This window comes from Ruegeria sp. CH5 (genome assembly GCF_056537025.1).
In genome coordinates this window covers 874,580-887,578 of record NZ_JBQFQT010000001.1, presented here as the reverse complement: position 1 = coordinate 887,578, position 12,999 = coordinate 874,580, and the positions used below count along the sequence as shown (strand labels likewise).

The 12,999-nt window shown below is 60.9% G+C and carries 14 protein-coding genes; 8 read left to right on the top strand and 6 right to left on the bottom strand.

What is annotated here, in order from left to right; genetic code table 11:
• Nucleotides 1–12 precede the first annotated feature (12 nt).
• From ACR0JC_RS04350 to ACR0JC_RS04330, 5 genes are read left to right on the top strand one after another with little or no spacing between them, the layout of a single operon-like run.
• Entirely contained in the window at nucleotides 13–645 is a 633-nt protein-coding gene (locus tag ACR0JC_RS04350) for a DUF2460 domain-containing protein (RefSeq protein ID WP_170338601.1), read from the top strand.
• On the top strand, nucleotides 645–1,532 hold the full coding sequence (locus tag ACR0JC_RS04345) for a DUF2163 domain-containing protein (RefSeq protein ID WP_170338602.1): 888 nt from the start codon (nucleotides 645–647) through the stop codon (nucleotides 1,530–1,532). The genes ACR0JC_RS04350 and ACR0JC_RS04345 overlap by 1 nt, the downstream gene beginning before the upstream one ends.
• On the top strand, nucleotides 1,532–1,975 hold the full coding sequence (locus ACR0JC_RS04340) for a C40 family peptidase (RefSeq protein ID WP_170340028.1): 444 nt from the start codon (nucleotides 1,532–1,534) through the stop codon (nucleotides 1,973–1,975). Before ACR0JC_RS04345 ends, ACR0JC_RS04340 begins: the two co-directional genes overlap by 1 nt.
• Entirely contained in the window at nucleotides 1,975–5,940 is a 3,966-nt protein-coding gene (locus ACR0JC_RS04335; RefSeq protein WP_170338604.1) for a baseplate multidomain protein megatron, read from the top strand. Before ACR0JC_RS04340 ends, ACR0JC_RS04335 begins: the two co-directional genes overlap by 1 nt.
• Nucleotides 5,941–5,947: 7 nt before the next feature.
• Entirely contained in the window at nucleotides 5,948–6,244 is a 297-nt protein-coding gene (locus ACR0JC_RS04330) for a DUF7742 family protein (protein WP_170338606.1), read from the top strand.
• Here the strand turns inward: ACR0JC_RS04330 and ACR0JC_RS04325 are convergent.
• Nucleotides 6,225–6,563, bottom strand: coding sequence for a TraR/DksA family transcriptional regulator (locus ACR0JC_RS04325; protein ID WP_170338608.1), 339 nt, complete (start codon nucleotides 6,561–6,563; stop codon nucleotides 6,225–6,227). The genes ACR0JC_RS04330 and ACR0JC_RS04325 overlap by 20 nt on opposite strands.
• Nucleotides 6,564–6,649: 86 nt before the next feature.
• On the opposite strand from ACR0JC_RS04325, the gene cysE reads away from it, so the two are divergent.
• The gene (gene cysE / locus ACR0JC_RS04320; RefSeq protein WP_093962389.1) at nucleotides 6,650–7,459 is read left to right on the top strand and encodes a serine O-acetyltransferase; all 810 of its coding nucleotides are present in this window, start codon (nucleotides 6,650–6,652) and stop codon (nucleotides 7,457–7,459) included.
• A 69-nt stretch (nucleotides 7,460–7,528) separates the two neighbouring features.
• Here cysE and ACR0JC_RS04315 read toward each other — a convergent pair whose 3' ends face one another.
• Genes ACR0JC_RS04315 through pdhA form a run of 3 tightly spaced genes read right to left on the bottom strand, consistent with a single transcriptional unit; the run spans nucleotide 7,529 to nucleotide 11,232 of the window.
• On the bottom strand, nucleotides 7,529–8,839 hold the full coding sequence (locus ACR0JC_RS04315) for a pyruvate dehydrogenase complex dihydrolipoamide acetyltransferase (protein ID WP_480763316.1): 1,311 nt from the start codon (nucleotides 8,837–8,839) through the stop codon (nucleotides 7,529–7,531).
• Nucleotides 8,840–8,853: 14 nt separating this feature from the next.
• Complete coding sequence (locus ACR0JC_RS04310; RefSeq protein ID WP_480763313.1) at nucleotides 8,854–10,227, bottom strand: pyruvate dehydrogenase complex E1 component subunit beta; 1,374 nt, start codon at nucleotides 10,225–10,227, stop codon at nucleotides 8,854–8,856.
• Nucleotides 10,228–10,242: 15 nt separating this feature from the next.
• Complete coding sequence (gene pdhA, locus ACR0JC_RS04305) at nucleotides 10,243–11,232, bottom strand: pyruvate dehydrogenase (acetyl-transferring) E1 component subunit alpha (RefSeq protein ID WP_170338614.1); 990 nt, start codon at nucleotides 11,230–11,232, stop codon at nucleotides 10,243–10,245.
• Nucleotides 11,233–11,455: 223 nt separating this feature from the next.
• On the opposite strand from pdhA, the gene ACR0JC_RS04300 reads away from it, so the two are divergent.
• Together ACR0JC_RS04300 and ACR0JC_RS04295 are read left to right on the top strand one after the other, a co-directional pair.
• Entirely contained in the window at nucleotides 11,456–11,887 is a 432-nt protein-coding gene (locus ACR0JC_RS04300; protein ID WP_217361071.1) for a hypothetical protein, read from the top strand.
• A gap of 30 nt (nucleotides 11,888–11,917) precedes the next feature.
• Nucleotides 11,918–12,175, top strand: coding sequence for a hypothetical protein (locus ACR0JC_RS04295; protein WP_217361072.1), 258 nt, complete (start codon nucleotides 11,918–11,920; stop codon nucleotides 12,173–12,175).
• Here the strand turns inward: ACR0JC_RS04295 and ACR0JC_RS04290 are convergent.
• A complete protein-coding gene (locus ACR0JC_RS04290) occupies nucleotides 12,172–12,471 on the bottom strand; it encodes an FtsB family cell division protein (protein WP_170338112.1) in 300 nt (99 codons plus the stop codon). The two genes, ACR0JC_RS04295 and ACR0JC_RS04290, sit on opposite strands and share 4 nt — an antisense overlap.
• Before the next feature lie 163 nt (nucleotides 12,472–12,634).
• The gene (locus ACR0JC_RS04285) at nucleotides 12,635–12,979 is read right to left on the bottom strand and encodes a lysozyme inhibitor LprI family protein (RefSeq protein WP_170338620.1); all 345 of its coding nucleotides are present in this window, start codon (nucleotides 12,977–12,979) and stop codon (nucleotides 12,635–12,637) included.
• Between the last annotated feature and the right edge of the window lie 20 nt (nucleotides 12,980–12,999).

The following is a 12,999-nucleotide window of genomic DNA, read 5'->3' as shown; positions in this document are numbered from 1 at the left end:
AGGGAGCAGGACATGAATTTCCACGAAGTTAGATTTCCCGCCAGCCTGAGTTTCGGCTCGGTCGGTGGACCCGAGCGGCGCACGGATATTGTGACGCTGGCCAACGGGTTCGAGGAACGCAACACGCCCTGGGCACATTCGCGGCGGCGCTATGATGCCGGATTGGGGATGCGGTCGCTGGACGACATCCAGACGCTGATCGCCTTCTTCGAGGCGCGTCAGGGTCAGATGTACGGGTTCCGCTGGAAGGACTGGTCGGACTACAAGTCCTGCGCCGCATCCGTCGGGGTCGACAAGGGGGACCAGGTGATCGGGCAAGGCGACGGGGTCACGACCGAATTCCAACTGGTCAAGACCTTTGCCTCGGGAGGGGTCAGCTATGTCAGGCCCATCGTCAAGCCGGTGCAGGGTACGGTCAAGATTGGGCTGGATCAGGACGAGGCTCGCGAAGGCGTCGATTTCGAGGTGGACCTCAATAGCGGTCTGGTCCAATTCGCGGTCCCGCCGGCCGAGGGGGTCGAGGTGACCGCAGGGTTCGAGTTCGACGTGCCGGTGCGGTTTGACACCGACAGGATCCAGGTCAGCGTGGCCAGCTTTCAGGCAGGCGACGTGCCCAATGTTCCTGTTGTGGAGGTGCGGGTTTGATGAGCGGCGACAAGCAGGCATTGCTGACCCATCTTCAGTCCGGTTTAACTACGGTCTGCCGCTGTTGGGCGATCACCCGAACCGATGGCATGTCCTTCGGGTTCACCGACCATGACCGCGAATTGGCCTTTGACGGGCTGGTGTTCAAGGCAAGCACCGGTCTCACAGCCTCGGCCATCGAACAGGCGACGGGCCTGTCGATCGACAATTCCGAGGCCATGGGGGCGCTGTCTGATGCGGCCGTGCGCGACGAGGATATCGAAGACGGCCGCTTTGACGGTGCCGATGTCCGAGCATGGCTGGTCAACTGGGCCGCGCCGGAACAGCGCATGTTGCAGTTCCGTGGCTCAATCGGCGAGCTGCGCCGCGCTGGGGGCGCGTTTCACGCCGAGTTGCGCGGGCTGACCGATCTTCTGAACCGACCCTTGGGGCGGATCTACCAAAAACCCTGTACGGCCGTTTTGGGTGACAAAGCCTGCGGCTTCGACAGGTTGACGCCCGGCTACTGGGCCGAGGCCGAGATTGCGGAGATCGACGAAGGTCCGATCCTCAGACTGCAGGGTGCCGAGGCGTTTGAGGACGGCTGGTTCGAACGTGGCCGCGTCGATGTGCTGACCGGCCGCTCTCAGGGTCTTTGGGCTTCGGTGAAGACGGACCGAAGCATCAAGATCGGGCGGGAATTGCACCTTTGGACCGCTCTGGGCTCGGGTCTGGCCGCCGGTGACCGTGTGCGGGTGCTGGCGGGCTGCGACAAGCGGATGGAGACCTGTCGGTTGAAATTCAACAACATCATAAATTTCCAGGGTTTTCCGGATCTGCCGAGCGAAGACTGGGTGATGGCCGTGCCGAAACAGGGCAACGCGAACAATGGAGGCAGCAGGCGGTGATGGTGACGGCGCAGGATATCGTGGACGAAGCGCGAGGCTGGCTGGGAACGCCCTATGTGCATCAGGCCTCGGTCAAGGGAGCGGGAACCGATTGCTTGGGATTGCTGCGCGGCGTCTGGCGATCCGTCATCGGCCACGAGCCCGAGGCGGTGCCTACCTACAGCATGGACTGGTCCGAACCGCAGGGCGAAGAGCGCATGTGGGCGGCTGCGCGGCGCAATCTGGTCGAACGTCCGCGCAACTTTCTGGCCCCTGGATGCGTGCTGCTGTTCCGGATGCGCGATGCCGGTGTGGCCAAACACTTTGGTATCGTGAGTGAAGCGGGCGCCGTGCCACGCTTCATCCATGCCTATTCCGGACATGGCGTTGTCGAAAACGCACTGAGCGACCCCTGGCGCCGCCGGGTGGTCGCCTGCTTTGAATTTCCTTTGGAGGGCAACTGATGGCGACGATAGTTTTATCTGCGGCGGGGGCTGCGCTGGGCGGGTCCATCGGTGGAACCGTTGCTGGGCTGTCAACGGTCATCGTGGGCCGGGCAGTCGGCGCGACGCTCGGGCGGGTTATCGACCAGCGATTGATGAGCCAGTCGGTCATGGGTGCCGGAAGCGAGGTGGTCGAGTCTGGCCGGCTGGACCGGTTCAGACTTACGGAAACAGGCGAGGGCGCGCCGTTGTCCACCGTGTTCGGCCGAATGCGGGTCGGTGGGCAGGTGATCTGGGCGTCGGATTTCCTTGAGACCCGCAAAACCACGACGTCTACGCAGTCTGCTGGCGGCAAAGGAACGCCAAAACCAGCCGAAGTCACCACGACCACCCATAGCTACAGCTACTCGATATCACTGGCGATTGCTGTCGGCGTCGGAGAGATCGCGGTCATCGCGCGGATATGGGCCGATGGGGAAGAGCTTGAGCGCAACAGTCTGAACATGCGGGTTTATTCCGGTAGCCAGGATCAGCTGCCGGATCCATTGATCGAAACGATCGAAGGTGCCGGAACGGTTCCGGCCTATCGCGGCACTGCGTATGTTGTGATTGAAGACCTGCCGCTGGCGCAATTTGGCAATCGCGTTCCCCAGTTCTCTTTCGAGGTTGTTCGGCCTGATCAGAAATCCGCACCAGACTACGAATCCGAATTGCAACAGATTGTCCGGGCCGTGGCCCTGATGCCTGGCACCGGGGAATACACGCTGGCCAGCACGCAGGTAAACTATTCCAAAGGGTCGGGCCAAAGCTGGGCCGCCAACGTCAATTCGCCCTCGGGCGAGCCCGATCTGGTGGCCTCGGTGCGTGCCCTGAACAAAGAACTTCCGGGCTGCAAGGCTGCGTCGCTGGTGGTCTCTTGGTTCGGAGATGACTTGCGTTGCGGCGCTTGCAGCGTTCGACCCAAGGTGATCCGCGACGACGTGGACGGCGCCAACATGCCGTGGAAAGTCTCTGGGCTAAAGCGCAAATCGGCCCAGGTCGTGCAACATGTGGACGGGCGACCCGTCTATGGCGGTACCCCGGCCGATGCGTCGGTGGTTCAGGCCATTCAACACCTCAAGGGCTCCGGCAGCCGGGTAATGTTCTATCCTTTCATCCTGATGGATCAGATGCAGGGTAATGGTCTTCCAGACCCATGGTCGGATGCCGGCGATCAGCCGCATCTGCCGTGGCGCGGCCGGATCACGCTGGACGTGGCTCCGGGGCGCCCCGGGTCCTTGGACGGAACCGCAGGTGCGGACGCTCAGGTGGCAAACTTTTTTGGTGCAGCCCAAGCCTCGGATTTCATCATCGGTAATGGCACTGTCACCTATACCGGACCGGAAGAATGGAGCATGCGCCGTTTCATTCTTCACTACGCGGCGTTGTGCAAGGCAGCAGGCGGGGTCGAGGCGTTCTGCATCGGCTCGGAAATGCGTGGCCTTACCCAGATACGCGGCGCGTCCGGGTTCGCGGCCGTTGCTCAGCTGAAGGCATTGGCGGCGGAAGCGCGGCAGATACTGGGGCCAGACACCAAGATAGGCTACGCCGCGGATTGGACGGAATATTTCGGGTACCAGCCTGCCGATGGCAGCGGTGACCGATACTTCCATCTGGACCCTCTGTGGGCAGACGAAAACATCGATTTCGTCGGGATCGACAACTACATGCCGGTCTCGGACTGGCGGGATGGCAACGAGCATCTGGATGCGCTGGATGGTGCTAGGTCAATCTACGACCTGGATTATTTGCGCGGCAACATCGAAGGCGGTGAAGGATACGACTGGTACTATCCAACACCCGAAGAACAGGACGCGCAGATAAGGTATCCGATCGAGGACGGCGAACATGCAGAGCCATGGGTGTGGCGATACAAAGACATCCGCAACTGGTGGTCGAACTTGCACCACGAACGGATCGGAGGAGTGCGCAAAGCTGACCCGACCGATTGGGTTCCGGGATCAAAGCCGATCTGGTTCACGGAATTGGGTTGTGCGGCCATAGACAAGGGAACGAACCAGCCCAACAAGTTTTTGGATCCGAAATCCTCGGAATCCGATCTGCCCAAATACTCGAACGGTCAACGCGACGATTTCATTCAGGTTCAGTATTTGAAGGCAGTTCTTGGATATTGGGCCGATCCGCAGATCAACCCGGTTTCGGACATCTACGATGGTCCGATGGTGGACGTTTCGAACGCCTATGTATGGGCGTGGGACGCGAGACCTTACCCGACATTCCCGAACCTGCGTTCGCAGTGGAGCGACGGCGAAAACTACGCCCGTGGTCATTGGTTGAACGGACGTTCTGGTGCCAGGACACTGGCCTCGGTGGTGGCCGAGATTTGTCAGGCTGCAGGCGTCTCCGATTTTGATGTGTCTGCGCTGGACGGAGTTGTCCGTGGATACGTGATCGAAGATGTTTCGGACGCGCGGGCGGCCCTTCAGCCACTGATGCTGCGCTACGGATTTGATGCGATCGAGCGGGACGGTGTCCTGACATTCCGCATGAGGGCCGGGCGCCAGGCATTTGATCTGTCGCTGGATCAGGTCGCGGAAAGCCCCGAGGTCGATGGCAGGGTCCAGTACCAGCGCGAAGCCGAGGCCGAAATGGCCGGCCGCGTGCGTCTGCGCTTTGTTCAGTCGGATGCGGACCACGATGTGGTAGCGGAGGAGGCCGTGCTGCCCGATGATCGGACCCATTCTGTAGCCGTGAACGAAATGCCTCTGTCGATGACCCGCGCCGAAGGACGGCAGACGGTCGAACGGTGGCTGGCCGAGGCCCGCGTCGCGCGCAATACCGCGCGCTTCGCGCTGCCGCCGTCGCAGATGCATCTGGGCGCCGGCGACATTGTTCGACTTCCATCCTGGAATGGGGGAGCCGGTGCGCTGTATCGCATAGACAGGTTGGAACAGGCTGACATCCAGCTGGCAGATGCCGTGCGGATCGAGCCCGGGGTCTATTCGCCGTCCGATATGGCGGATGATGGGTTTGTCTCTCAACCCTTTGTGGCCCCAGTCCCGGTTCTTCCGATTTTTCTGGATCTGCCACTCATTACCGGCGCCGAGGAGCCGCACGCGCCTTATCTGGCCGTCACGGCCGATCCCTGGCAAGGCAGCGTCGCCGTCTATTCTTCGGACGCCGACGAGGGCTACGCGTTGCGCGATCTGGTGACTGGTCAGGCTGTGATCGGGTTCACCGAATCCGCCTTGCCGTCCGCGAGCGCAGGGGTATGGGATGAAGGTGCGCCGCTGCGCGTGCGCAGTGTCGATGGCGTCTTGCAGTCGCGGTCGCGTGACTCGCTTCTGACCGGCGCCAACTTGGCGGCGATCGGAGACGGCACGCGCGGAAATTGGGAAGTGTTTCAATTCGCGGATGCCGCCCTGCAGGAACCCGGTGTTTATGACCTGTCTGGCCGCCTGCGCGGTCAATTGGGTACGGACGCAATCATGCCCGAAATCTGGCCGGAGGGTTCCGTGTTCGTGTTGCTCGACGAGAGGGTTCTTCAGACCAGCCTGCTGCGGACCGAACGCCGAATTGCGCGGCACTACCGGATCGGGCCCGCAACTCGCGGATACGACGACGATTCTTATGTCCATAAGGTCGAGGCCTTTGATGGAAACGGTCTGCGACCCTACGCTCCAGTTCATCTGAAGGTCGAAAGACACGGGGGCGATGACCTGTTCACTTGGGTGCGCCGAACCCGGCTCGACGGCGACGATTGGGACGTGCTGGACGTGCCGCTGGGCGAGGAGTCCGAGACTTATCTGATCCGGATTCGGTCAGGTGGCGCACTTGTTCGGGAAGAGATCGCCACGACGCCAAGTTGGACCTATTCCGCGGCGGCACAGTCTTCGGACGGGGTCACGGGCCTCTACGAGGTCGAGGTGGCGCAGGTTTCGGCCAGCTACGGGCCGGGCGCGGCCGCGCGGCTGAGTGTGGGGTAGGGAGACCATGCGCCCTGTTTTGCACGGCGATGTCAGTTCTGCGGCGCGGGTTTTGCTGACCGTGCCGCAAGCCCAGCGTGAGCGGCTGTGCGCGCGCATGATCGCCGAGGCCGAGTTGGCTGACCGTCACGTGGCCGCGACGGGTCGTTTGCATCCTGTTCACGGGAACGGAGGATTGATGGCAGCGGCACGCAGCCGCCCGTTGGCAGATGAGCCAAGCTTCAGCGACACCGAGTATTGCCGGTGTTTCGAGACGGTACTGCGCCAACTTATCCGGTTTCAACTCAACCGGCCGCGCAGCTGACGCACTTGCTGGCGGCCGGGTCCAGGTCCAGGCGTCTGCGCGGAATGTCGTCACCGCAGTCCTCGCAATACCCGAATTCGCCCTCGGCCATTCGGTCGAGGGCGGCTCTCAGCCGTCGGGCTTCGAGATCTCGTCGCGTTTGTTGCGCCTTGGCCATGGCTTGATTCTGCAGCGCATCCATTCGGCTGAGCCGCCCGACCGCCTGCTGGTCAAGCTCGACCACGGATTGAGCGTCCTGACCGGCCAGGGAATTGCGTTCCAATTCCTCTAGCCGGGACAGGATAAGTGTTTCAAATTCCCTGAGTTCGGACCGGTTCATTTTCTGTTGTGTTGCACATCAAGGGTTTGCGTTTGGCCTTTTTGGGCCTAGATGGCTATTCTAGGCGCAGCAGAGGATCAAAAGCCATGTTTGAAACGCGCACCCAAGTAACGTCAGTTGACCCCGTCTGGGACCGGATCACGGCCGAAGCACAGGCCGCCGTCGAAAAAGAGCCTTTGATGGGCGGACTGGTGCATGCCTGTATCCTGCACCACAAATCTCTGGAACGTGCGTTGTCCTATCGGATCTCGGCCAAGCTGTGCTCGAACGAGATGTCGATGATGGTTCTGCGTGAAATCGTCGAAGAGGCATATGCCGATGACAAGGCGCTGATGAATGCAGCCCGCGCGGATCTGATGGCCGTGTACGAGCGCGACCCGGCCTGCCATCGTCTGCTGCAGCCGATTCTGTATTTCAAAGGCTACCAAGCCATGCAGGCCTATCGCGTGGCACACTGGCTGTGGCAGAAGGGCCGGCACGATCTGGCCTATTTCTTCCAGATGCGCAGTTCGGAAATCTTCGGGATCGACATTCACCCCGCCGCGAAGATCGGCAAGGGGATCATGATCGACCACGCGCACTCCATCGTGATCGGTGAAACTGCGGTCGTGGGCGACAACGTCTCGATGCTGCATTCGGTGACTCTTGGCGGGACCGGCAAGGAAGAAGAGGATCGTCATCCCAAAATCGAGGATGGCGTTCTAATCGGGGCCGGGGCCAAGGTTCTGGGCAACATCCGCGTGGGTCATTGCAGCCGCATTGCCGCCGGTTCGGTGGTGCTGCAGGATGTGCCGCCCTGCAAGACCGTAGCGGGTATCCCCGCCAAGATCGTGGGTGAGGCGGGGTGCGACCAGCCCTCGATCTCGATGGATCACATGCTGGGCAAGGATCAGTAAGCCTGTTCTCAGGTACGAAAAAAGCCGCCTCGGGGTCCGAGGCGGCTTTTTTGATTTTTGTGACTTGGATCAGGCCAGCATGACCATGGGGTTTTCGAGGTTGTCCACGATGGCTTGCAGGAGCTGTGCCCCAAGCGCGCCGTCGATCACCCGGTGATCGACCGACATGGTAACCGACATCACGGTCGCCACGGTCAGCTCCCCATCCTCGCCCACGACTGGCTTCTTGGCGCCGGTGCCGACGGCCAGGATGCCCGCATGCGGCGGGTTCACGATGGCGTCGAAATTGTCGATGCCATACATGCCCAGGTTCGAAACCGCGAAGGTGCCGCCCTGATACTCATGCGGGGCCAGCTTGCGCTCGCGCGCGCGCGCGGCTAGGTCCTTCATTTCGGTCGACAGGGCCGACAGAGATTTGGTGTCGGCGTCTTGCAGGACCGGGGTGAACAGGCCGCCTTCGATCGCCACGGCCACGGCCACGTCCGAGGGTTTCAGCTGCAGCACCCGGTCGCCCGCCCAGACGGCGTTGCACTCGGGCACTTGCTGCAGCGCGTTGGCGACGGCCTTGATGATGAAGTCGTTGACGCTCAGCTTTACGCCACGGGCTTCCAGCTGCTTGTTCAACTGGCTGCGGAATTTCAGCAGCGCGTCCAGCTTGATATCGCGGCGCAGGTAGAAATGCGGGATAGTCTGCTTGGCCTCGGCCAGACGGGCGGCGATGGTCTTGCGCATGCCGTCCAACATGACCTCCTCGTACTCGCGGCCCTCGTACATGCGAGCCACCATGTCGGCCGAGGGGCCTGCAGGAGCAGCGGCAGTGGCCGGCGCCGCGCTTGCCGAAGCAGCCGGTGCCGGTGCCGCTGCCGGAGCGGTTGCGCCTTCGACATCTGCTTTGACGATGCGGCCATGCGGGCCCGAGCCCTTGATCTGTGCTAGATCCAGACCCTTTTGGGCGGCAATGCGACGGGCCAGCGGAGAAGCAAAGATGCGACCGCCATCTGCCTTGACCGGAGCCGCAGGTGCCGAAGCGGGGGCGGGCGCCTCGGACGCCGCAGGTGCGGCGGCCTCGTTGCCCGCGTCGGCTGCGGGTGCAGCCTCGGGCGCTTTGGCGGCGGCGGCGATGTCATCGGCGCTTTCGCCCTCTTCCAGCAGCACGGCGATGGGGGTGTTGACCTTGACCCCTTCGGTGCCCTCAGGAACCAAGATCTTGCCGACGATACCTTCATCGACGGCTTCGAACTCCATCGTGGCCTTGTCGGTCTCGATCTCGGCCAGCAGGTCGCCGGAGGAGACGGTGTCGCCTTCCTTGACCAGCCATTTGGCAAGCGTGCCTTCCTCCATGGTCGGCGATAGGGCGGGCATCAGAATTTCGGTGGGCATCTGTCAGTCGCTCCTTACCGATAGGTCACTTGTTTGACGGCGGCGATCACCTCGTCGGTGGTAATCAGCGCCAGCTTTTCCAGGTTCGCCGCATAGGGCATGGGCACATCCTTGCCGGTCAGCGTGATGACGGGCGCGTCTAGATAGTCGAACGCTTCCTGCATGACCACGGAACTGATGTAGCTGCCGACTGAGCCTTGCGGCCAGCCTTCTTCCACGGTGACCAGACGGTTTGTTTTCATCACCGAGTTGATGATCGCGCCAGTGTCCATCGGGCGGATGGTGCGCAGGTCGATCACCTCGGCGCTGATGCCGTCCTCGGCCAGCTTGTCGGCGGCTTCCAATGCGTATTGCATGCCGATGCCAAAGCTGACGATGGTCACATCGGTGCCTTCGCGCCAGATGCGGGCCTTGCCCAGCGGCACGGTCAGGTCATCGACCTGCGGCACGTCGAACGAGCGGCCATAGAGGATTTCGTTTTCCAGGAACACGACCGGGTTGGGATCGCGGATGGCCGATTTCAGCAGACCTTTGGCGTCGGCTGCCGAATAGGGCATCACCACCTTCAGGCCCGGGATCTGCATGTACCAAGCGGCATAGTCCTGAGAGTGCTGGGCCGCCACGCGCGCGGCGGCGCCGTTGGGGCCTCGGAACACGATCGGACAGCCCATCTGACCGCCGGACATATACAGCGTCTTGGCGGCAGAGTTGATGATCTGGTCGATCGCCTGCATGGCGAAGTTGAATGTCATGAACTCGACGATCGGCTTCAGGCCGCCAAAGGCGGAACCCACGGCAATGCCGGTAAATCCATGCTCGGTGATCGGCGTGTCGATCACGCGTTTTGCGCCGAATTCGTCCAGCAGGCCTTGGCTCACCTTGTAGGCGCCCTGGTATTCACCGACTTCTTCGCCCATCAGGTAGACGTCTTCGTCCGAGCGCATTTCCTCGGCCATCGCGTCGCGCAGAGCCTCACGGACCGTCATCGATTTCATCTCGGCATCTGCCGGCCAGTCCGGCGACAGGTCCACGGTAGGCGCGGCCGGTGCAGCAGGGGCAGGAGCGGGGGCCTCGACCGCCGCCGGGGCGGCTTCGGCCTCCGCTGCGGCTGCGGGTGCAGCCGTGGTCACGGCCGAGGCGTCTTCGCCCTCTTCGACCAGGATCGCGATCGGGGTGTTGACCTTTACGCCTTCGGTGCCCTCGGCAATCAGGATTTTGCCGACGATGCCTTCATCGACGGCTTCGAACTCCATCGTGGCCTTGTCGGTTTCGATCTCGGCCAGAATGTCGCCAGAGCTTACGGTGTCGCCTTCCTTGACCAGCCACTTGGCCAGTGTGCCTTCCTCCATGGTCGGCGAAAGGGCGGGCATGAGAATTTCGGTTGCCATGTCTTATTCGTCCTCTCAGGCGTAAATGTCGGTCCAGAGCTCGTCCAGCGACGGCTCGGGGCTTTCCTTGGCGAACTCGGCGGCCTGGTTGACGACCTCCTTGATTTCCTTGTCGATCGCCTTCAGGTCATCCTCGGTGGCGTGCTTGCCGGTCAGCAGCAGCTCGCGCACGTGTTCAATCGGGTCGCTCTGCTCGCGCACCTTCTGAACCTCTTCGCGGGTGCGGTACTTGGCGGGATCCGACATCGAGTGTCCGCGGTAGCGGTAGGTCTTGACCTCGAGGATGTACGGGCCCTTCCCGGCCCGGCAGTGCGCCACGGCCTTTTCACCGGCCTCTTTCACCGCCAGAACGTCCATGCCGTTGACAATTTCGCCGGGAATGCCGAACGCCTCGCCGCGGTGATAGATGTCCTTGGTCGAAGTTGAGCGCGCTTGCGCCGTGCCCATCGCGTACTGGTTGTTCTCGATCACGAAGACCACCGGCAATTGCCAAATGGCCGCCATGTTGAAGGTTTCATAGACTTGACCCTGGTTCGCTGCGCCGTCACCGAAATAGGTAAAGGTCACGCGGCCGTTGTCTTTGTACTTGTCTGCAAAGGCCAGGCCTGCACCCAGCGGAACCTGTGCGCCGACGATGCCATGGCCACCGTAGAAATGCTTTTCTTTCGAGAACATGTGCATCGAGCCGCCCTTGCCCTTGGACAGGCCGCCTTCGCGTCCGGTCAATTCAGCCATGACGCCGCCCGGATCCATCCCGCAGGCCAGCATGTGGCCGTGGTCGCGGTAGGAGGTGATGCGCTTGTCGCCATCCTCGGCCGCAGCTTCGAGCCCCACGACGACGGCTTCCTGACCGATGTAGAGGTGGCAGAAACCGCCGATCAGACCCATGCCGTACAGTTGACCGGCCTTTTCCTCGAATCGGCGGATCAACAGCATCTCGCGGTAGTAGGTTTTGAGTTCTTCCGCAGAAACATTTGGTTTCTTTGTGGTTTTTCGCACAGCCATCGTGGCGACCTCTCCCTTCCGGCAAGATAGTTTAGCGTTAAACTATCTCATAAAGCATTTCGCGCTTTCTGGCGAGCGGAAATGTGACGCAGCGTCCTGGACGGGGTGGGGTATCTGTTTCTACCCGAAATCCGGCAGGTTTTCGCCTTTTGGTTCAACGTATGCACGGGTAGTATGCCTCCATTGGCAGGCAATTTTTGACAGGCGCCGGAGACAGATTGGAATGATGATCCTTAGAGAGCCGAAGCTGGTTTTCATCAAAACGAAGAAAACCGCCGGATCATCCATCGAAATTGCACTGAGCGCGAAGCTGCAGGACGGAGATTTCGCAACACCGTTCGGCAAGGAAGCCGAACTTCAACGTCCGGGGAAGCAATACATCGTCCGCCGGTCGGTTAAGCTTTTGCGGGACAGAGCCAAAGGCGAAGTGCAAGCCCGGTATCCCCACAATGGGATCGGCGTGGTCAATCGGTATCTGTCCGATATTGCGGAGGGCTGCAGCAGCATTTGCGTTGAGAGAAATCCCTGGGACAAGGCTGTCTCAGCGTTCTATTTCTGGATGCATCAGCGCAGAACACAGATCAACGACGCAAATGCACTGTTCCTGAGCTTTTGCCGGACTCGCCTGAAGTTCTTCTCTGACTTCCATCTTTAATCTGAGGGCGGGGAGATCGCGGTTGATCGGGTGTTGCGATACGAAAGCCTGGACAGCGATCTGGCGCAGGTGCTGGATGACTTCGGCCTTGGCGATGTCAGCCTCGGCGACAAGCGTTTGAATTCCGGCATTCGAAAGTCAAAGCAGTTCGATGTTTTCTACGGTGAAAACTGGGACGGCGAAGCCGTGGACTTGGTGGCTAACCTGTTCCGACGGGAAATCGACGCTTTCGGGTATCAGTTGCCGACTGCAGAGGAACCCGGGGCGGTCGGGCAAACAGCTAGTTAGCGGATGACGATTTCATCAGCCCGGATCATTCCCAAAACGGTTCGGGCCTGCTGATCCAGCAGGTCGAGATCAAGGTAGGTGTCTGAAAGGCGTCGGGTCAGGTTTTCCATCCGAGCGATGTCGGCGTTCAGCGCCGCAAGGTCGCGTGACAGAGCGTCCCGTTCCGCTGAAATCTCGATCCGTCGGAACAGGCCGTAGTCGCCCTGAACGGCAGCAAAGGTGAAATAGACACCCAGCATGAAGGCCACCGAGAAGAATGCGACTGCGCCCAGACCGGGCCGATTGGAACGGGACACTCTGTTGACCGCCGTATGAATACTGCCTCAAAAACGTGCCCTTTGCGGGCATCTGTCGGCACTATGTCACAGGTGATTCGGGTTGTGAATCCCCCGATTCGCACTTTTTGCAATTCGACGAAAAAAGTGATGCTCGAAGAGCCATAACCGCGTAGGTATCCGCTCAACGCAAAGCGGTCAGTTCCTGATTTCGATTCAGGGTCTGTTCTTCCATGCAAGACCAATAGAACATTTGCGCGGCACTGCCATCGCTTTTGAGTTCGGGGTCACAAGTTGCGTCCCTGCGTTTCAACCAAGCGCGCTGTTCGTTCAACAAAGCCTCGCCGTTTCCGCGCCTGTCCGCCGCTGATTTGACCTCTTTCCAAAGGCGGTTCAGTTCTTTATCGGCGATTTCCCATTTCTCTTTGGCACAGAAAGTGGCGTCGATCTGAGTTTGCCCGGCACAATGGGACTGCGCGCCAGAAACACTGGGCAAGAGGATAACAGCAAACGTGGCAACGGCTTTCATGGCCCATCTCCCGGTCTGTG

Bases quoted from the DNA above. Each gene is read 5' to 3' on its own strand.
- ACR0JC_RS04350 (WP_170338601.1), top strand. From the start codon at position 13: ATGAATTTCCACGAAGTTAGATTTCCCGCCAGCCTGAGTTTCGGCTCG.
- ACR0JC_RS04330 (WP_170338606.1), top strand. From the start codon at position 5,948: ATGCGCCCTGTTTTGCACGGCGATGTCAGTTCTGCGGCGCGGGTTTTG.
- cysE (WP_093962389.1), top strand. From the start codon at position 6,650: ATGTTTGAAACGCGCACCCAAGTAACGTCAGTTGACCCCGTCTGGGAC.
- ACR0JC_RS04285 (WP_170338620.1), bottom strand. From the start codon at position 12,979: ATGAAAGCCGTTGCCACGTTTGCTGTTATCCTCTTGCCCAGTGTTTCT.
- ACR0JC_RS04335 (WP_170338604.1), top strand. From the start codon at position 1,975: ATGGCGACGATAGTTTTATCTGCGGCGGGGGCTGCGCTGGGCGGGTCC.
- ACR0JC_RS04315 (WP_480763316.1), bottom strand. From the start codon at position 8,839: ATGCCCACCGAAATTCTGATGCCCGCCCTATCGCCGACCATGGAGGAA.
- ACR0JC_RS04300 (WP_217361071.1), top strand. From the start codon at position 11,456: ATGATGATCCTTAGAGAGCCGAAGCTGGTTTTCATCAAAACGAAGAAA.
- ACR0JC_RS04340 (WP_170340028.1), top strand. From the start codon at position 1,532: ATGGTGACGGCGCAGGATATCGTGGACGAAGCGCGAGGCTGGCTGGGA.
- ACR0JC_RS04325 (WP_170338608.1), bottom strand. From the start codon at position 6,563: ATGAACCGGTCCGAACTCAGGGAATTTGAAACACTTATCCTGTCCCGG.
- pdhA (WP_170338614.1), bottom strand. From the start codon at position 11,232: ATGGCTGTGCGAAAAACCACAAAGAAACCAAATGTTTCTGCGGAAGAA.
- ACR0JC_RS04310 (WP_480763313.1), bottom strand. From the start codon at position 10,227: ATGGCAACCGAAATTCTCATGCCCGCCCTTTCGCCGACCATGGAGGAA.
- ACR0JC_RS04345 (WP_170338602.1), top strand. From the start codon at position 645: ATGAGCGGCGACAAGCAGGCATTGCTGACCCATCTTCAGTCCGGTTTA.